Source organism: Micrococcus sp. iso_239 (genome assembly GCF_056173395.1).
This window is the reverse complement of sequence record NZ_CM149672.1, coordinates 1,935,640-1,952,983: the sequence shown is the minus strand read 5'-3', so window position 1 is coordinate 1,952,983 and position 17,344 is coordinate 1,935,640. Positions and strand designations below refer to the sequence as shown.

Sequence of the window (17,344 nt, the reverse complement as noted above, 5' to 3'; positions counted from 1 at the left end):
GCATGGCGACCCTGACCTTCGCCGCCGCGCTCAACGCGGCGCTGGCCGACGAGATGGCCGCCGACGACATGGTGGTGGTGTTCGGCGAGGACGTCGGCACCCTCGGCGGCGTCTTCCGCATCACGGACGGGCTGACCGCGCGCTTCGGCGAGGAGCGCTGCTTCGACACCCCGCTGGCCGAGTCCGGCATCGCGGGCATGGCCGTGGGCATGGCCCTCGGCGGCGCCCGCCCCGTGATCGAGATGCAGTTCGACGCGTTCGCGTACCCGGCCTTCGAGCAGATCGCCTCGCACGTGGCCAAGATGCGCAACCGCACCAAGGGCGCCACGCCCATGCCGATCACCCTCCGCATCCCCTACGGCGGCGGCATCGGCGGCGTGGAGCACCACTGCGACTCCTCCGAGTCCTACTACGCGCACACCCCGGGCCTGAAGGTGTACACCCCGGCCTCGGTGAAGGACGCGTACATGATGCTGCGCTCGGCCATCCGCCTGGACGACCCGGTGGTCTTCATGGAGCCCAAGAAGATGTACTGGACCAAGGCCGAGCTCGACCTCGACCAGCTGCGCGCCGAGTTCGAGGAGGGCTGGGCCCGCGTCGAGGACAAGAAGGAGCACGGCGAGGCCTGGGCGCGCGCCGCCGTCGTCCGCGAGGGCACGGACGTCACCCTCGTCTCCTACGGCCCCTCCGTGCCCACCTGCCTCGCCGCCGCCCACGCGGCCGCGGAGGAGGGGCTCTCGGTGGAGGTCGTGGACCTGCGCACCGTGAACCCGCTGGACGAGGACACGATGGCCGCCTCGGTCGCCAAGACCGGCCGCGCCGTCGTCGTCGCCGAGCCGCAGGGCTTCGCGTCCGTGGCCTCCGAGCTGGTGGCCCGGATCCAGCAGCGCTGCTTCCACTCGCTGGCGGCGCCCGTGGGCCGCGTGACCGGCTTCGACATCCCGTTCCCCGCGCCGAAGCTCGAGGAGCACCACCTGCCGAACATCGACCGCATCCTGGACGCGATCGACGACCTGAACTGGGACCTGGACGCCGAGGAGGCCCGCGCATGAGCAACACCTTCCTGCTGCCCGACCTGGGCGAAGGCCTGACCGAGGCCGACATCGTCCGCTGGCTCGTCGCCGAGGGCGACACCGTGGCCGTCGACCAGCCCATGGTCGAGGTCGAGACCGCCAAGGCCCTCGTCGAGGTGCCGAGCCCGTACGCCGGCACCGTGCTGACCCTGCACGGCGCCGAGGGCGAGACCATGGACGTCGGCAGCCCGCTGATCACCATCGGCGCGGCCGGCGAGTCCGGTGAGGGCTCCGCGCCCGCCGCCGGCACCGAGGCCCTGGCCGTCCCGCCGGCCACCGGTGCGGCCGCGGCCGAGGCCGCCCGCCCCGGCGCGCTGAGCTACCGCGAGGAGGAGATGGCCGGGGTCCAGCCGAAGCCGGACAAGGCCCGCGGCGGCGACGGCGACGTCGCCGGCTCCGACGACGAGGCCTCCGGCGCCGTGCTCATCGGCTACGGCACCTCCGGCCACAAGGCCACCTCCCGCAGTCGTCCGTCCAAGCGCGGCCACGGCGCCACCCGCCCGACGCCGGCCCCCACGGCCGAGGCCGGCGCCCCGCGCGTGACCTCCCCGATCGTCCGCAAGCTCGCCCGCGAGAAGGGCGTGGACGTGGCCGCGCTGACCGGCACGGGCCCGGACGGCCTGATCACCCGCGCCGACGTGCTCACCGCGGCCGAGGGCTCCACCCCGCAGGCCACCCCGACCCCGGCGCCGTCGGCCGCCGCCGCCCCGGCGGCCGGGGCCGCCGCGCAGCCGGGCGCCGTGGACGGGCGGACCGGCCTGGCCGTCGTCGCCCGCACCCCGATCACGGGGGTGCGCAAGGTGATCGCGGACCAGCTCTCCCGCTCGCGCCGCGAGGTCCCGGAGGTCACGGCGTGGCTGGACGTGGACGTCACCGCCCTGCTCGAGCTGCGGGCCGCGCTCAAGGCGAAGGACCCGGAGAACGCGCCCTCGCTGCTCGGCCTGATCGCCCGCTTCACCCTGGCCGGCCTGCGCCGGTACCCGGTGATGAACGCGCGCATCGAGGCGGGGGCGGACGGCAAGGACGAGATTGTGGAGGTCGACGGCGTCCACCTCGGCCTGGCCGTGCAGACCGACCGCGGCCTCATGGTGCCGTCCGTCGAGCACGCGGAGAAGCTGTCCGCGGACGAGCTCACCGCCGCGATCAACGACACCGTCAGCCGCGCCCGCGCGGGCCGGGCCGCCCCGGCCGAGCTCACCCGCGGCACGTTCACGCTGAACAACTACGGCCCGCTGGGCACGGACGGCGCCACGCCGATCATCAACGTGCCCGAGGTCGGGATGCTCGGCATCGGCCGGATCATCGACCGCCCGTGGGTCGTGGACGGGGAGATCGTGGTCCGCAAGGTCACCGAGATGACCGTGACCTTCGACCACCGCGTCACCGACGGCGCCACCGCGAGCGCGTTCCTCACGTTCGTGGCGGACTGCCTCCACGACCCGACGGCGGCCCTCGCCCGGATCTGATCCGGACGATCCCCGCCCGCCCCGACCCCGGACGAGCCCTGCGATGTGGCGGCCATACCTCGCGGATGGCCGCCACATCGCAGGGCTCGTCGCGTGGTGGGGGTGCGGTGAGCGTGCGGGGAGGGGTCAGTCCGCGCGGCCGCGGCGAAAGGCCGTGCCGAGCGCGCCCCACAGCAGGACCGCGGGGGAGGCGCTGAGCAGGATCCCGGCCGGCTCGGCCGCCGGGTGGGGGCCGGCGCCGCTGGTCGCGGGGGTGTCGAGGGTGAGGGCCAGCAGCGTCAGCCCGGCCGCCAGGCCCGCGACGCCCAGGGACCAGAGCGTGGCCTCCACGCCGCGGGCGCCGCGCGGTACGGGCCGCGGTGCGCCGTCGTACCGGGCGAACGGCACGGCGAGCAGGCCCCAGGCGGCGGACACGAGCGCCGCGGCGGCCATGTCCGACGGCCGGTGCCAGGCCTCCGTGTAGGCGACGGCGCCGGTGCAGGAGCTCACCACGGCGCCGAGGACGGTGGTGAGAGGTCGCCACCGGGCGGGCACGAGCAGCAGCGCGGCCACCGCGGCGCCCGTCGCGAGCGTCATGTGGCCCGAGGGCAGTGAGTTGCCGCCGGACCACGGGACCCCGTCGGCGTGCTCGGGCCGCGGAAGCGCCGCCTTGAGCAGCTGCGTGGTGAGGTTGGACCCGACCAGCACGAGGAGGGCGAGCAGCCCCCGCCGCCGCCACCGGGCCACGGCGAGCGCGCCGAGCGAGGCCAGCGCCATGCCGACCGCCAGCCCGAGCGGCAGGATCCGCACCACCTGGGAGGCCACGTCCGGCACGGTGTCCGCGTAGCGCTCCTCGACGGCACGGAACACCTGGTACTCGAGCACCTGGCCGGCGGAGGACCACACCAGGGCGGCGTAGACCAGCACGACGCCGGCCACGCACGCGGCCAGCGCCAGCCACCACGTCCACGAGGGGAGGCGGCGCGGGGCGCGGGCGGTGGGGGGCATGGGTTCCATTGTGTCGGACGCGCAGCCGTCATGCAGGCTTCATCGGACGGTCACGCCCCCGTCGCCGCCCCGTCCTCCGCGCCTCTGAGCCGCCTGCCTAGCCTGGGGCCATGACCCGCGTGCCCCCCGCCCACGGACATCGCCCGGCCCTCCGCGACTCCACCGGCTCGGCTCACGGCCCGGGCGTCGAGCCGGGCGCCCGGCCCCGTCTCTCGGCCGAGGACCTGCTGGCCGCCCGGGACGCCCTGGCCCCCTTCGGCCGGCTGAGCCGGCAGGAGCCCATCGAGTGGGCCGCCGAGGAGCCCCTCGCCCCGGACCTGGCCGACTTCTACCGCTACGTGGGACCGGAGTGGCTGGAGATCGACACCCTCGGCCTGCCCGTGATGTTCTTCCCGCTGGACCGCCTGTGGGACGAGCAGGCCGGCTACCGGTGGAACCACCGAACCGGTGCGCTGCTGGTGGACTGGAACGACGACTGGACCGTGGTGGCCAAGCAGGGCGCCGACCCGTTCATCCACGCGGCCTCCACAGGCCAGGTGCTCATGGCCCCGGGAGACGAGGGCTGGGAGGACCGCCTGGACGAGCCGCGACCGGTCTTCCGGGACCTCACCGAGATGACCCGCGCGCTCGCGGCCGTGGGCACGGCGTGGGCGCGCTTCGACGACCCGTTCACCGCCGACTGGCATCTCACCGAGGAGGTGACGGCCGCCGTCGTCGCCGGCCTGGAGGAGGTGCTCGGCGCCCACGACCGCGCCGTGGACCTGGCCCGAGCCCTCGGCTACCTCCGCGCCGTCTGAGCGTCGGCGCCGACACAGACAGTCCCACCCCGCCGGCGCCCGTCGGAACGGGAGCCGAGCGCCCTTCCTACACTGGCCGCATGAGCACCGCCCCCGCCCTGCCCCCGCTGCCCGGCGCGCCGGGCGGTCCCGCCCTGCCGAGCGTCGAGGAGCTGCTGGCCGACGCCGTCGCGGTCGCCCTGCCGATGCGCGTGCGGTTCCGCGGCACGGACCTCCGCCACGCCCTGCTGCTGCGCGGCCCGGCGGGCTGGGCCGAGTTCTCCCCGTTCCCGGAGTACGGTCCGCACGAGTGCGCCGCGTGGCTGGCCGCCGCGATCGAGGCCGGCTGGCAGGGCTGGCCAGCCCCGGTCCGCGAGACCATCCCCGTCAACGCCACCGTGCCCGCGGTGGACGCGGACGACGTCGAGGCCGTCCTGGCCCGCTACGGCGACGGCATCACCGCGGTCAAGGTCAAGGTGGCCGAGCACGGCCCCGAGGGCGGGCTCGTCCCCGGCAGCCGCGAGGCCGACCTGGCCCGCGTGCGGCGGATGCGCGCGCTGCTGCCCCACGCGCAGGTCCGCGTCGACGCCAACGCCGGCTGGACGCCCGCCGAGGCCGTCGACGTGCTCACCGCGCTGGCCGACGTCGGCCTCGAGTACGCGGAGCAGCCCGTGCCCGGCATCACCGCCCTCGCGGAGGTCCGCGCGGAGCTGCGCGCCCGGGGCGTCCCCACCCCGATCGCCGCGGACGAGGCGGTCCGCAAGGCCGAGGACCCGCTCGCCGTCGCGGCCGCCGGGGCCGCGGACCTGATCGTGGTGAAGGTCCAGCCGCTCGGGGGCGTGCGCCGCGCCGCGGCGATCGTGGCGGCCGCGGGGCTGCCCGCGGTGGTCTCCTCCGCGCTGGACACCTCCGTGGGCATCGCCGGCGGCGCCGCGCTCGCCGCCTGCCTGCCGTCCCTGCCGCACGCGTGCGGGCTCGGCACCGCGGCCCTCTTCGAGCACGACGTCGTCGCTCCGGCCTGGCGCCCACGCGCGGGGGTCCTCCCGGCGCCGGGGGAGTGGGCCCCCGCCCCCGACCCGGAGCTGCTCGACCGCGTCCGGGCGGACGGGGCGCGGCAGGCGTGGTGGGCCGACCGCGTGCGCGCGGCCCACGCGGTGCTGGCCGCGCAGGGCTGACGGGCCCGCCCGGTCTGCGTCGGCGCGGGGCATGTGAGACGGATTACAGCACGTCGACGGGAAGAAATCCGGCGGCCGGGAAGAGTTCAACTCGCGGCCACCTGGGCGTGGCTCGCCGCTCGGAGCGAGGGGCCAAGGTGATGGCGGCCCCGGCCGGTCTCACCCCCGGGGTCGCCTCCGGCCCGGCACCGGACCCCGAACCATCCCCACGACGCGAAGGACCCCGTCATGCTGAAGCGCCTCCTCCCCATGGCCGGCCACACCCGTGGCAACCGCTCCGCCGTCACGTGCGAGCTCAAGTGCGGCAACGCGTGCGCCCACCCGGTGCCCAACACCTCGGCGAACCCGACCTTCCAGCAGATCGCGGAGACCGCCATCTCGCGCCGCTCCGCCCTGGTCGGCGGCACCGGTCTCGCCGCCGCCGTCGTCATCGGCTCCCAGGTGGCCCAGGCCCCCGAGGCGCTCGCGGACAACGGCCGGCGCCCGACCGGCGGCGGCAAGCTCCCCTTCGAGCCCATCGCGCCGGTGAGCCGCACCGTGGACACCATGACCGTGCCGGAGGGCTACGACTGGGGCACCGTGATCCGTTGGGGCGACCCGCTGTTCGCCGACTCCCCGGAGTTCGACATCGAGCACCAGACCGGTGCGTCGCAGGCCGCCCAGTTCGGCTACAACAACGACTACCTGAACATCATCACCGACGGCGGCAACGACCGCTCCGGCTACCTCGTCTCCAACCACGAGTACACGAACGAGAACATCATGTTCTCCCCGGAGTACATCGCCTCGAACTTCGAGGACGTCGTCAACGTCGGCCTCCAGGCCCACGGCCTGTCGATCGTGGACCTCAAGCGCGCCAAGCGCGGCGCCCCGTGGGAGTACGTCCGCGGCGGCCGTCGCAACCGCCGCATCACCGGCACCACCGAGTTCGAGGTCCGCGGCCCGGCCGCCGGCCACGCGCTGCTCACGACCGTCGAGGACCCGACCGGCACCCGCGTGCTGGGCACCCTGAACAACTGCGCCGGCGGCACCACCCCGTGGGGCACCGTGCTCTCCGGCGAGGAGAACTTCAACCAGTACTTCAAGGGCCGCGGCACGGCCGAGGAGAAGCGCTACGGCATCTCCGCCTCCGCCACCAGCCGCGGCTGGGAGAAGGTCCACGACCGCTTCGACCTGACCAAGCCCGGCTACGAGAACGAGGCCAACCGCTTCGGCTGGGTCGTCGAGATCGACCCCGAGGACCCGACCTCCACGCCCGTGAAGCACACCCTCCTGGGCCGCTTCAAGCACGAGGCCGGCACCGCCGTGATCTCCCCGTCCGGCCACGCCGTGGTCTACTCCGGCGACGACGAGCGCCACGACTACCTGTACAAGTTCGTCTCCGCCGAGAAGGTCCGCGAGGGCGACAAGAAGCACAACATGCGCCTGATGGACAAGGGCACCCTCTACGTGGCCAAGTTCTCCGGCGACTCCCCGGCCGCCCAGATCGACGGCAAGGGCACCCTGCCCTCGGACGGCGCCTTCGACGGCTCCGGCGAGTGGATCGCCCTGGCCGACGAGAAGACGTCCTTCGTCCCGGGCATGTCCCTGGCCGAGGTCCTCGTCTACACCCGCCTCGCGGCAGACAAGATGGGCGCCACCAAGATGGACCGCCCGGAGGACGTCGAGACCAACCCGGTCACCGGCAAGGTCTACGCGGCCCTGACCAACAACACCAAGCGCACCGCCGTGGACGAGGCCAACCCGGTCATCGGCAACCGCGACGGCCACGTCATCGAGATCACCGAGCGGGGCGGGGATCACACCTCCACCACCTTCACCTGGGTCATCCTGCTGCTCGCCGGCGACCCGGCGGTCTCCTCCTCGGCCTACTTCGCCGGCTACCCGAAGGAGAAGGTCTCCCCGATCTCCTGCCCGGACAACCTGGCGTTCGACTCCGAGGGCAACCTCTGGATCTCCACCGACGGCCAGCCCGGCACCATCGGCTACGCCGACGCGCTGCACAAGGTCACCCTCGACGGCGCCGAGCGCGGCCGCGTCCAGCAGTTCCTCGCCGTCCCCCGCGACGCCGAGACCTGCGGCCCCGTGATCCACGACCGCGACAACTCCGTGTTCGTCAACGTCCAGCACCCGGGCGAGGACGGCACCTGGGGCGCGCACACCTCCTACTTCCCGGACTTCCTGAGCCCGACTGGCCCGGTCCAGGTGGGCGACAAGGTCGCGGCCCCGCGTCCGTGCGTCGTCCAGGTGTTCAACGCCACCGGGAACAACGGCATCGGCAAGGGCGCCGGCAAGGAGAAGGGCAACAAGGGCAAGGGCAACGGCAACGGCAACGGCAAGGGCAACGGCAACGGCAAGGGCCCGAAGGGCTGACCCCCGCCTCCGCGAGGACCCTCGACGAGGCCGTCACGGCCGGCGCCACCGCGTCACCGTGGCGGCCTCGCCGCGTCCGGGGCCCGTCCGCGCCCGGGCCTAGACTGGTGGCCACCATGACCTCCGTCGACTCCCTCTCCGTGGCGCGCGCCGTCGCCACCGCCCTGATCGACGCCGGCATGCGGGACGCGGTGGTCTGCCCCGGCTCCCGCTCCGCCCCGCTGGCTTACGCGCTCGCGGCCCTCGAGCGCGCCGGCGAGGTCCGCCTGCACGTGCGGGTGGACGAGCGCTCGGCCGGCTTCCTCGCCCACGGGCTCTCGCTGGCCTCGGGGCGCCCGGTGGGCGTGCTGACCACCTCGGGCACCGCCGTCGGGAACCTGCTGCCCGCCCTGATGGAGTCCATCCACGCCGGCACGCGCGTGATCGCGCTGACCGCGGATCGTCCGCCCGAGCTGCACGGCACCGGCGCGAACCAGACCACGGACCAGAGGGGCGTGTTCGGCACGCACGTCCGCCATGCCGCCTCCCTCGGCTGCGACGCCGCCGACGGCGTGGATGCCGAGCAGCATCTGCGCCACGTGCGGGCCACCGTGCGCCGGGCCCTGCTGGCGGCCGAGGGGGTCGTCGCCGAGGCCGGTTCCGACGACGGCGCGCCCGGTCCGGTGACGATGGCAGAGGCCCCGGCCGGGCCGGTCCACCTGAACCTGCACTTCCGCGACCCGCTCGTGCCGAGTCCTGAGGAGGCGGCCGCCATGGGCGCCGCCGCGGCGCCGCACACCCCTGTTCCGGCCGTCGCCCCGACCGGCGCGAGCCCGGCCGCCGCCGCGTCGGCCTACCGGGCGCCCGGGGCGGTGCTCTCGGGGCTGCCCGAGCTGGACGTCGCCCGCCTGGACCAGCGGCGCACCGTCGTGCTGGCCTGCCACGGCGCCGGCCCCGTGGCCGCGGCCTTCGCGCTGTCCCTGGGCCTGCCCCTGCTGGCCGAGCCGTCGTCGAACGCGCGGTTCTCCGCCAACGCCATCGCCGCCTATCCGCTCCTGCTGGGCGCGGCCGGCGGGCGCGACGCGGACGCACACCCCCTTGCCGCCCGCATCGAACGGGTCGTGCTGTTCGGCCGGCCCACGCTCACCCGGACGGTCAACGCCCTGCTGGCCCGCCCCGACGTCGCCACGGCCCTGCACGCCCCCGAGCCCGCACCATGGTTCGAGCCGGGCCGGCGCCGGGAGACGCCCGTGGAGACCCTCGAGGAGCTCGCCGCCTTCGCCGGGCAGGGCGAGCCCGGCTGGCTCGCCGCGTGGCAGCACGCCTCGATGCGCGCCCAGGCCGCCGTGGAGGACGCGCTCGTCACCACCGACGCCGGCGACCGGCTCAGCCCGCAGACGGTGGCGCACGTGAGCGCCGCCATGGTCCGGGGTCCGCTCGTGCTGGGCTCGTCCTCGGTGATCCGGGACGTGGACCTGACCTGGCGGCCCCCCTCGGCGCCGGACGCGGAGGTGTACGCCAACCGCGGGCTCGCCGGGATCGACGGGACCGTCTCCACGGCCGCGGGCGTCGCACTGGCGCGCGGACGGCGGACCGTGGCCCTGCTCGGCGACCTCACCGCCCTGCACGAGGCGGGCGGCCTGCTCGTGGGCCCCACCGAGACCGAGCCGGACCTCGACCTCGTGGTCGTCAACGACGACGGCGGGGCGATCTTCGCGAGCCTCGAACACGGGGCCGTGGCCGAGGCGCCCGGCATGGCGGACCCCGTCGAACGGCTCTTCGGCACCCCGCACGGCGTGGACCTGGCCGCCCTGGCCGCCGCGTACGGCCTCCCGCACACGCGGGTCACCGACCGCGTCGACCTCGTCCGGGCCCTGTCCGACCCGGTGCGCGGCCGGCGTCTGCTCGAGGTCCGCTGCGACCGCGCCGACCGCCCGCGCGTCGCCGCCGCCCTGGCCGCGGCGGTGCGTGCCACGTTCCCGCCCGCGTGCCCCGTCCCGGACCCCGCGCCGGACGCCGGCCCGGCCCCCGCCCCGCCCACCGCCGAGCTCGCCGCCGAGGAGGCCCCCCAGTGACCGGCACGCCGACGTCGCCCGCGCCCGCCTCGACCCCCGCCGTCGTGCGCCGTGCCGACGTGCTGATCTCCGGCTGCGGCCCCGCCGGCGCCACCGCCGCCGCCCACCTCGCCGCGGCGGGGCTGGACGTGGTGGTGCTCGAGAAGACCGCGCACCCGCGTGAGAAGGTCTGCGGCGACGGCCTGACCCCGCAGGCGGTCCGGGAGCTGCAGCTGCTCGGCGTGCCCCACCGGGGTGAGCCCGGCGACGACGGCGGCTGGCGCGTCATCCGCGGCCTGCGGCTGCGCGCGGGCGAGCGCAGCGTGGACGTGCCGTGGGCGCCCACCCAGACGTGGCCGGACTACGCGCTCACGCGCACCCGACGCGATTTCGACGCCCTCCTGGCGGACCTGGCGCGCGCCCGCGGCGCCGAGGTCCGCGAGCGGCACGCCGTCACCGGCGTCGTGCGGGACGAGGCCGGACGCGTGGTCGGGCTGGACGCGGAGCTGATCGCGCCGAACGGCCGCAAGACCGGGGAGACCGCCCGCTTCACCGCACCGATCGTGCTCGCGTGCGACGGCGTCTCCGCCCGCGCCGCCGTCTCCGCGGGCCTGCACCGCCGCGAGGACCGGCCCATGGGCGTGGCCGTGCGGGCCTACTACACCGCCGGCGCCGCCGTCGACGGGGCGATCCCCGCCCCGCCCGGCGACCGGGGGGAGTGGATGGAGTCCTGGCTGCGCCTGCCGGATGCCGAGGGCAACCCGCTGCCCGGCTACGGCTGGCTGTTCCCGCTCGCGGACGGCACCGTGAACGTGGGCCTGGGCATCCTGGACACCTCCCCGCAGTTCGGGAAGCTGGACTACCGCGGGCTGCTGAAGTCCTGGACCGGGGCGCTCACCGCGGACTGGGGGATCGCCGAGCAGACGCGCACCTCGCGGATCCTCGGCGCGGCCCTGCCGATGGCGTTCAACCGCACCCCGCAGCACGTGCCGGGCATGCTCCTGGTGGGCGACGCGGCCGGCATGGTGTCCCCGTTCAACGGCGAGGGCATCGGGTTCGCGATGGAGGCGGCCCGCCTCGCCGCGGAGCTGGCGGTGCAGGCGCACGCGGCCGGGACCGACGGCGCCGCGGACGCGATCCTGTCCCGTTACCCGGTGATCACCCAGCACCTGTGGGGCCGCCACTTCGCCCTCGGCGCCCGGTTCGCCCGCCTGATCGGCGATCCGCGCGTGATGAAGGCGGCGCTGGGCGCCGGGATGGCCGCACCCCCGCTGCTGCGGGCCGCGGTGAAGGTCATGGGCAACACGGTGGACGCGCGGGGCGGCGACGCCGTCGACCGGGCCGTCCGCGTGCTCGAGGCGCTCACCCCCGCGCTGACGACCGCGGGCGGCGCGCCGTTGGGTAGGCTTGCCCGGTGACCACCGCAGACCCCGGCTTCGCCCTGCCCTCCGGCTTCGAACCCCTCGCCGAGCATGGCCGTGTCCTGGAGGTCGTGCTGACCGCGCTCGAGCAGGTCGAGGAGCAGCTGGACAGCGCCCTCGGCTTCGACGACCTCTTCTCCGACACCGCCGCCCACCACCTGCTGGCCGCCGGCGGCAAGCGGGTCCGTCCGGTCCTGACGGTGCTCGCCTCCCTCCTGGGCGACCCCGCCCTGGCCTCCGGCGAGGTCGCCGACGTGGACGCGCCCGCCCGCCAGGCCGCCGTCGTGATGGAGCTGACGCACCTGGCCACGCTGTACCACGACGACGTGATGGACGAGGCCCCCGTGCGCCGCGGCGCCCCCGCCGCCCACCGACTGTGGGGAAACTCGGCGGCGATCCTGGCCGGCGACCTGATCTTCGCCCGCGCCTCCCAGCTCATGGCCGAGCTCGGCCCGCGGCCCGTGCAGATCCAGGCGGACACCTTCGAACGCCTCGTGCAGGGCCAGCTGTGGGAGACTCGCGGCCCGGCCGAGGGCGCGGATCCGATCGAGCACTACTACGCGGTGCTCTCCGGCAAGACCGGCTCGCTGATCGCCGCGGCCGGCATGCTCGGCGCGCTGCTGGGCGGGGCCGACGAGGCCGCCGTCCAGGTGATGCGCGCCTACGGCGAGAAGGTGGGCCTGGCCTTCCAGCTCGCCGACGACCTGATCGACCTCACCGGCAACGCCGAGCGGATCGGCAAGGTCCCCGGCACGGACCTGCGCGAGCGCGTGCCCACCCTGACCACGCTGCTGCTGGCCCGCGCCGCGCAGGGCGAAGGGCCGGAGGCCGAGGACGCCCGCCGGGTGCGCGCGCTCGTGGACGGGCCGCTCGACACCGACGAGCAGCTGGCCGCCGCCGTCGCCGCGCTCACGGGCCACCCCGCCATCGACGAGGCGTGGGCGATCACCCGCGGCTGGGCGGAGCAGGCCAAGCAGGCGCTCGACCCGTTGCCGGACTCCGCCGTGAAGGCGGCGCTCGAGGCGTTCGCCGACTACGTGGTCGGGCGCTCGGCCTGACGCCGCGGTCGGCGGCGTCGCCGCCTCGATCCGGGGAGGCCGCTCAGTCCAGGCGGGTCGGGGCGGGGTCCAGCGCGGCCGCGAGCTCCCGCGCCTTGCCGGCGCGGACCTCCGGGGCCACCGGGTGGCGCAGCTGCCGGTAGAGCATGTCCCCCTCGAAGCGGGGGAACACGTGCAGGTGGTAGTGCCACACGTGCTGGTTGCCGGCGGGCTCGTTGTGCTGGCGCGTGGAGACCCCGTCCGGGGCCCACGCGCGCTTCATGGCCAGCGCCACCTGCTGGGCCATCAGGGCGATGCGCTGCAGCACGCGCGGGGGCAGGTCGTAGAGGTTCTCGTAGTGCTCGGCCGGGCAGACCATGGCGTGGCCCTCGTGGTCGCCGAACCCGTCCACGGCGATCAGCACGATCAGGTCCTCGTCCTGGTAGACGGTGTCCCCGAGCTCGCAGCGGTTGCCCGGGTCGGAGACGTCGCCGGCCACGAGCCCGCAGAACGGGCAGACGTAGCCGTCCGGGGCGTGGGAGACCGGGGCGGGCGCGGTCACCGGTCCGGCCCCTCGTCGTCGTCCTCGGGGTCCTCGAAGGTCCACGCGAGCAGGTCCGTCAGGAACTCGCTGAAGGTGCCGCCCTCGTCCTGCCACTCGCCCTCGGGCGCGTCGGCACCGGCGGAGCGCCGCCACACCAGCGGGTCCGGCAACGCCAGGTTGTCCACCGGCAGGCCCCACACGACCGTCTCGTCCGCATCCTCCAGGAACATGAGGAAGCCGTCCCGCACCTCGAGGTCCTCGGGGTCCCACACGTAGTGGTCCGTCTCCATGAGGTCGCCGCAGTTGCCCAGGGCGAGGTAGAACTCGCGGAGAGCAGCCGGGATCATGAGCCCGGCGCCGAGCTGCTCCGCCGCGGGGGACTGGGCCAGCCGGGCGTCGACGTCGGCGGGGGCGAGGCCGTCGTCCTCGGCCCAGGCGTCGCCCAGCAGGTCCGGGACGAGCCGCTGGAAGGCCGGGAGGTACACGGGGGCGGGGGGCTTGGCGGGCATGCCGCCAGTCTAGGCGTGCGCGCCCTGCCCGGCCCGGACCGCCCGACGCTGCAGGCGGGAGGCGTTCAGCTGGTCGAGGGTGAAGACCGCCAGCGAGAGCCAGATGAGCCCGAAGCCCGCCCAGCGGGCCGCGGGCATCTGCTCGCCGAGGACCGTGACCGCCACGAGGAACTGCAGGATGGGCGCCGTGTACTGCAGCATCCCGAGCGTGGTCAGCGTCAGGGAGCGGGCCGCCGCCGAGAACAGGATGAGCGGAACGGCGGTGAGCACGCCGAGCCCGGCCATGAGCCAGAAGTGGCCGGGCCCCTCGGTGACGGTGGTGAGCAGCCCGGCCTGCGCCAGCAGCACGCTGCCCACCACGAACACGGGGATCAGCACCACGGTCTCGGCGGTCATCGCGGTCACCGCGTGCACGGGGGAGGGCAAGCGCTTCTTCACGAAGCCGTAGAGCCCGAACGAGGTGGCCAGCCCGAGCGCGATCCACGGCACCTGCCCCATCGCCGCGGACATCACGACGACGGCGGCCACCGCGATCCCGACGGCCACCCACTGGCCCCGCCGCAGCCGCTCCCCGAGGAAGAGCACGCCGAGCAGGACATTCACCAGCGGGTTCATGAAGTAGCCCAGCGACGCCTGGAGCACGTTGCCCGTGGTGACCGAGACCGCGTACAGCAGCCAGTTCACCGCGATGATCCCGGCGGCCAGACCCGTGGTGCCCCAGCGGCCGGGCGTGGCCAGCGCCGTCCCCAGCTCGCGCAGGCGGCGCATCACGGTCAGCAGCAGCAGGCAGAAGATCAGGGCGAAGCCGATGCGCACCACCACGATCTCCAGGGCCCCGGCGGGCGCGAGCACCGCCATGTAGAGCGGCAGCAGGCCCCACACGAAGTAGGCGGTGAAGCCGAGGGCCAGCCCACGCGGGTCATCGGCCGGGGCGGGGGAGACGGTGGGCAGGGCGCCGGTGTCGGGGGCGGCGCCGTCGGGGGTCACGCCGGGCCGGACAGCGGGGGAGGAGGGGCTCACGCGGACCACTGTACGGTCCGGGTGAGCACTCTCACCCAGGTTCTTCCCGGTCACGGCGGTAGACTGGGGGGTCGATCCCGCGCGCCGGCGCCGGGCCCCGCCCTGCGTCCTGCCGGCGCGCCCCGCCGTCGTCGAAAAGGACCCACCCGCCGTGACCGCTCGCCCTGACCGCCCGTTGCGCATCGCCATCATCGGTGCCGGACCCGCCGGGGTGTACACGGCGGACATCCTGACCAAGGAGGAGCGGGACTTCCGTGTCAGCATCGACCTGTTCGACCGGTACCCGGCCCCGTTCGGTCTGATCCGCTACGGGGTGGCCCCGGACCATCCGCGCATCAAGGGCATCGTGAACGCCCTGCACAAGGTCATGGACCGCGGGGACATCCGTTTCCTGGGGAACGTGGACTACGGCACGGACCTGAGCCTGGCGGATCTGCGTCGGCATTACGACGCGATCGTGTTCTCCACCGGTGCGGTGCGGGACGCGGCCCTGGACGTGCCCGGGGTGGAGTTGGCCGGCTCGTTCGGTGGCGCGGACTTCGCGTCCTGGTATGACGGGCACCCGGACGTGCCGCGGCACTGGCCGTTGGAGGCCACGCAGGTCGCGGTGATCGGCAACGGGAACGTGGCCCTGGATGTGGCCCGGATCCTGTCCAAGCATGCCGAGGACCTGCTGCCCACCGAGATCCCGGACAACGTGTACCGGGACCTGGCCGCGTCCCCGGTCACGGACGTGCACGTGTTCGGCCGGCGCGGGCCGGCGCAGGTGAAGTTCACCCCGTTGGAGCTGCGGGAGCTGGCGCATTCCCGGGATGTGGACATCGTGTTGTACGAGGAGGACTTCGACTTCGATGAGGCCTCGGAGCAGGCGATCGAGGAGAACAACCAGGTCCGCACCATGGTCGGGACGCTGACGAACTGGCTCATGGAGCAGGAGGATCGTCAGCAGAGCGCTTCCCGCCGGCTGCATCTGCATTTCCTGCAGGCCCCCGAGGAGTTCCTGGACGAGGACGGGGACGGCCGGGTGGACGGTCTGCGGATGCGTCGGATGGAGCTCGACGGCTCCGGTGGGGTCCGCCCGACGGGGGAGACCGTGGACTACCCGGTGCAGGCGGTCTACCGGGCCGTGGGGTACTTCGGGTCCCCGGTGGAGGGGGTGGAGTTCGATGAGGTGCGTGGGGTGATCCCGAATGCGGAAGGCCGGGTGCTGGACGCGGACGGTGCCCCGGTGCCGGGCCTGTATGCCTCGGGGTGGATCAAGCGGGGTCCGGTGGGGTTGATCGGGCACACCAAGGGTGACTCTCTGGAGACGATCAAGCATCTGATCGAGGACGAGCCGGGGTTGTGGAGGGCTCAGGAGCCCTCGGAGGAGTCGGTGATCGAGCTGCTCGAGTCCCGTGAGGTGCCGTACACGACGTGGGCTGGGTGGCATGCTCTGGATGAGCATGAGAAGTCCTTGGGTGTGCAGGCGACGCAGACCGGTCCGGTGGCGCGGGAGCGGGTGAAGGTCGTGGACCGGGAGGAGATGACCCGCATCTCCCGCGACGGGGCCTCCGTCCCGTCCGCCTGATCCGGGGCGGGCCCTCGCCGCACCGGCGCTAGGCTTCCGGGGTGGCCCGCCTCCTCGTCGACATCACCCCGCTGCGGGTCTCACCCGCCTACCGGCGGCTGTGGCTGGGCAACACGCTCTCGTACGTGGGCACGCAGCTCACGCTCGTGGCGGTGTCCCTCGAGGTGTTCGCCCTGACCGGCTCCTCGTTCGCGGTGGGCCTGCTCGGCCTCGCCGCGCTCGTGCCGCTCGTGGTCGCGGGCCTGTACGGCGGCGCGATCGCGGACCGGCACGACCGCCGCCGCGTGGCGCTGACCTCGTCGGCCGTCATGTGGCTGACCACGGTCGGCATCGCCGCGCAGGCCTGGGCCGGGCTCGAGTCGGTGCCGGTGCTGTATGCCCTCGTGGCCCTGCACTCCGGCGCGTCCGGCATCAACCAGCCCACCCGCGGCGCGATCATCCCCGCGCTCGTGGGCCTGCCGCTCGTGCCGGCGGCGAACGCGCTGAACATGATGACGTTCTCCGTGGCCCTCATGGTCGGCCCCGTGCTGGGCGGCGTGCTCGTGGCGGCGGTCGGCTACGCGTGGACCTACTCGATCGACGTCGTCACCTTCCTGGCCGCCCTGTACGCCGTGTGGCGGCTGCCGTCCCTGCCGCCGCAGCAGGCCGAGACCGCGACCGCCTCGGGGACGCGCTGGGGCCTGGCCTCGGTGGTCGAGGGCCTGCGCTTCCTCGGCTCGCGACCGAACCTGCGGATGACCTTCCTGGCGGACATCGTGGCTATGACGACGGCGTTCCCGCGCGCCCTGCTGCCCGCCATCGGCGCCGTGGTGCTCGGCGGCGGTGAGGCCGCCGTCGGGGTGCTGCTGGCCGCGATGGCGGCGGGCGCGTTCCTCGCGGGGCTGTTCTCCGCGCCGTTCACACGCCTGCATGCGCAGGGCTGGGGCGTGTACGTCTCGATCCTCGTGTGGGGCGCGGCGGTGGCCGCGTTCGGCGGCGTGGTGTGGTGGGCGCAGTCCCTGCCCGACGGCGATCCCCGCCTCACGCTCGCGTTCGCCCTCGCCGCGCTGTGCATGGCGGTGGGCGGGGCCGCGGATTCGCTCTCCGGCGTCTTCCGCGGCTCGATCCTGCAGTCCGCGACCCCGGACCACCTGCGCGGCCGGCTGCAGGGCGTGTTCGTCGTCGTGGTGGCGGGCGGGCCGCGCCTGGGCGAGCTGCTCACCGGCGGCGCCTCCGTGGGCCTGGGGGAGGGGCCGACCCTGCTGGCCGGCGGTGTGCTGTGCATGCTCGGCGTGACCGCGCTGATGCGGTGGCAGCCCGGCTTCCTGCGCTACGACGCGCGGAACCCCACACCCTGAGCGGGCGCGGGGTTCCGTGGCGG

At 74.7% G+C, this 17,344-nt stretch carries 14 protein-coding genes; 10 read left to right on the top strand and 4 right to left on the bottom strand.

Features of this window, described 5'->3' with window-relative positions; genetic code table 11:
- The first annotated feature begins 2 nt into the window (after positions 1-2).
- Together AC0VX2_RS09105 and AC0VX2_RS09100 are read left to right on the top strand one after the other, a co-directional pair.
- Positions 3-1,052, top strand: coding sequence for an alpha-ketoacid dehydrogenase subunit beta (locus tag AC0VX2_RS09105; protein WP_095353660.1), 1,050 nt, complete (start codon positions 3-5; stop codon positions 1,050-1,052).
- Complete coding sequence (locus AC0VX2_RS09100; protein ID WP_376173523.1) at positions 1,049-2,539, top strand: dihydrolipoamide acetyltransferase family protein; 1,491 nt, start codon at positions 1,049-1,051, stop codon at positions 2,537-2,539. Before AC0VX2_RS09105 ends, AC0VX2_RS09100 begins: the two co-directional genes overlap by 4 nt.
- A 126-nt stretch (positions 2,540-2,665) precedes the next feature.
- Here AC0VX2_RS09100 and AC0VX2_RS09095 read toward each other — a convergent pair whose 3' ends face one another.
- On the bottom strand, positions 2,666-3,526 hold the full coding sequence (locus AC0VX2_RS09095; protein ID WP_376173521.1) for a phosphatase PAP2 family protein: 861 nt from the start codon (positions 3,524-3,526) through the stop codon (positions 2,666-2,668).
- 110 nt (positions 3,527-3,636) lie between these two features.
- Between AC0VX2_RS09095 and AC0VX2_RS09090 the strand changes: the two genes are divergently transcribed.
- From AC0VX2_RS09090 to AC0VX2_RS09065, 6 genes are all read left to right on the top strand, one after another.
- The gene (locus AC0VX2_RS09090; RefSeq protein WP_060973435.1) at positions 3,637-4,323 is read left to right on the top strand and encodes a hypothetical protein; all 687 of its coding nucleotides are present in this window, start codon (positions 3,637-3,639) and stop codon (positions 4,321-4,323) included.
- 80 nt (positions 4,324-4,403) lie between these two features.
- Positions 4,404-5,477, top strand: a complete 1,074-nt coding sequence (locus AC0VX2_RS09085; protein ID WP_144868996.1) for an o-succinylbenzoate synthase — start codon at positions 4,404-4,406, stop codon at positions 5,475-5,477.
- A gap of 228 nt (positions 5,478-5,705) precedes the next feature.
- Positions 5,706-7,850, top strand: coding sequence for a PhoX family protein (locus tag AC0VX2_RS09080; protein WP_144868993.1), 2,145 nt, complete (start codon positions 5,706-5,708; stop codon positions 7,848-7,850).
- 116 nt (positions 7,851-7,966) lie between these two features.
- Positions 7,967-9,904, top strand: a complete 1,938-nt coding sequence (menD, locus tag AC0VX2_RS09075; RefSeq protein ID WP_101965863.1) for a 2-succinyl-5-enolpyruvyl-6-hydroxy-3-cyclohexene-1-carboxylic-acid synthase — start codon at positions 7,967-7,969, stop codon at positions 9,902-9,904.
- On the top strand, positions 9,901-11,301 hold the full coding sequence (locus AC0VX2_RS09070) for a geranylgeranyl reductase family protein (protein ID WP_166437427.1): 1,401 nt from the start codon (positions 9,901-9,903) through the stop codon (positions 11,299-11,301). The genes menD and AC0VX2_RS09070 overlap by 4 nt, the downstream gene beginning before the upstream one ends.
- Positions 11,298-12,362 carry a polyprenyl synthetase family protein gene (locus tag AC0VX2_RS09065; RefSeq protein ID WP_041104941.1) on the top strand — a complete coding sequence of 355 codons (1,065 nt, stop codon included), beginning with the start codon at positions 11,298-11,300 and terminating at the stop codon, positions 12,360-12,362. Before AC0VX2_RS09070 ends, AC0VX2_RS09065 begins: the two co-directional genes overlap by 4 nt.
- Before the next feature lie 43 nt (positions 12,363-12,405).
- Here the strand turns inward: AC0VX2_RS09065 and AC0VX2_RS09060 are convergent, their stop codons facing one another.
- The 3 genes from AC0VX2_RS09060 to rarD are packed head-to-tail and all read right to left on the bottom strand — an operon-like array spanning position 12,406 to position 14,423.
- On the bottom strand, positions 12,406-12,903 hold the full coding sequence (locus tag AC0VX2_RS09060) for an HIT family protein (RefSeq protein ID WP_041104943.1): 498 nt from the start codon (positions 12,901-12,903) through the stop codon (positions 12,406-12,408).
- Positions 12,900-13,394 carry a hypothetical protein gene (locus AC0VX2_RS09055; RefSeq protein WP_041104945.1) on the bottom strand — a complete coding sequence of 165 codons (495 nt, stop codon included), beginning with the start codon at positions 13,392-13,394 and terminating at the stop codon, positions 12,900-12,902. The genes AC0VX2_RS09060 and AC0VX2_RS09055 overlap by 4 nt, the downstream gene beginning before the upstream one ends.
- A 9-nt stretch (positions 13,395-13,403) precedes the next feature.
- Positions 13,404-14,423: an EamA family transporter RarD gene (rarD, locus tag AC0VX2_RS09050; RefSeq protein ID WP_095694887.1), complete on the bottom strand. Its 1,020-nt coding sequence runs from the start codon at positions 14,421-14,423 to the stop codon at positions 13,404-13,406.
- A 142-nt stretch (positions 14,424-14,565) separates the two neighbouring features.
- Here rarD and AC0VX2_RS09045 point away from each other — a divergent pair, with 142 nt between their 5' ends.
- Positions 14,566-15,984: an FAD-dependent oxidoreductase gene (locus AC0VX2_RS09045; RefSeq protein WP_336633783.1), complete on the top strand. Its 1,419-nt coding sequence runs from the start codon at positions 14,566-14,568 to the stop codon at positions 15,982-15,984.
- A gap of 41 nt (positions 15,985-16,025) precedes the next feature.
- Complete coding sequence (locus AC0VX2_RS09040) at positions 16,026-17,321, top strand: MFS transporter (RefSeq protein WP_475432574.1); 1,296 nt, start codon at positions 16,026-16,028, stop codon at positions 17,319-17,321.
- Positions 17,322-17,344: the final 23 nt, after the last annotated feature.

Bases quoted from the DNA above. Each gene is read 5' to 3' on its own strand.
- AC0VX2_RS09105 (WP_095353660.1), top strand. From the start codon at position 3: ATGGCGACCCTGACCTTCGCCGCCGCGCTCAACGCGGCGCTGGCCGAC.
- AC0VX2_RS09100 (WP_376173523.1), top strand. From the start codon at position 1,049: ATGAGCAACACCTTCCTGCTGCCCGACCTGGGCGAAGGCCTGACCGAG.
- AC0VX2_RS09095 (WP_376173521.1), bottom strand. From the start codon at position 3,526: ATGCCCCCCACCGCCCGCGCCCCGCGCCGCCTCCCCTCGTGGACGTGG.
- AC0VX2_RS09085 (WP_144868996.1), top strand. From the start codon at position 4,404: ATGAGCACCGCCCCCGCCCTGCCCCCGCTGCCCGGCGCGCCGGGCGGT.
- AC0VX2_RS09080 (WP_144868993.1), top strand. From the start codon at position 5,706: ATGCTGAAGCGCCTCCTCCCCATGGCCGGCCACACCCGTGGCAACCGC.
- AC0VX2_RS09090 (WP_060973435.1), top strand. From the start codon at position 3,637: ATGACCCGCGTGCCCCCCGCCCACGGACATCGCCCGGCCCTCCGCGAC.
- menD (WP_101965863.1), top strand. From the start codon at position 7,967: ATGACCTCCGTCGACTCCCTCTCCGTGGCGCGCGCCGTCGCCACCGCC.
- AC0VX2_RS09055 (WP_041104945.1), bottom strand. From the start codon at position 13,394: ATGCCCGCCAAGCCCCCCGCCCCCGTGTACCTCCCGGCCTTCCAGCGG.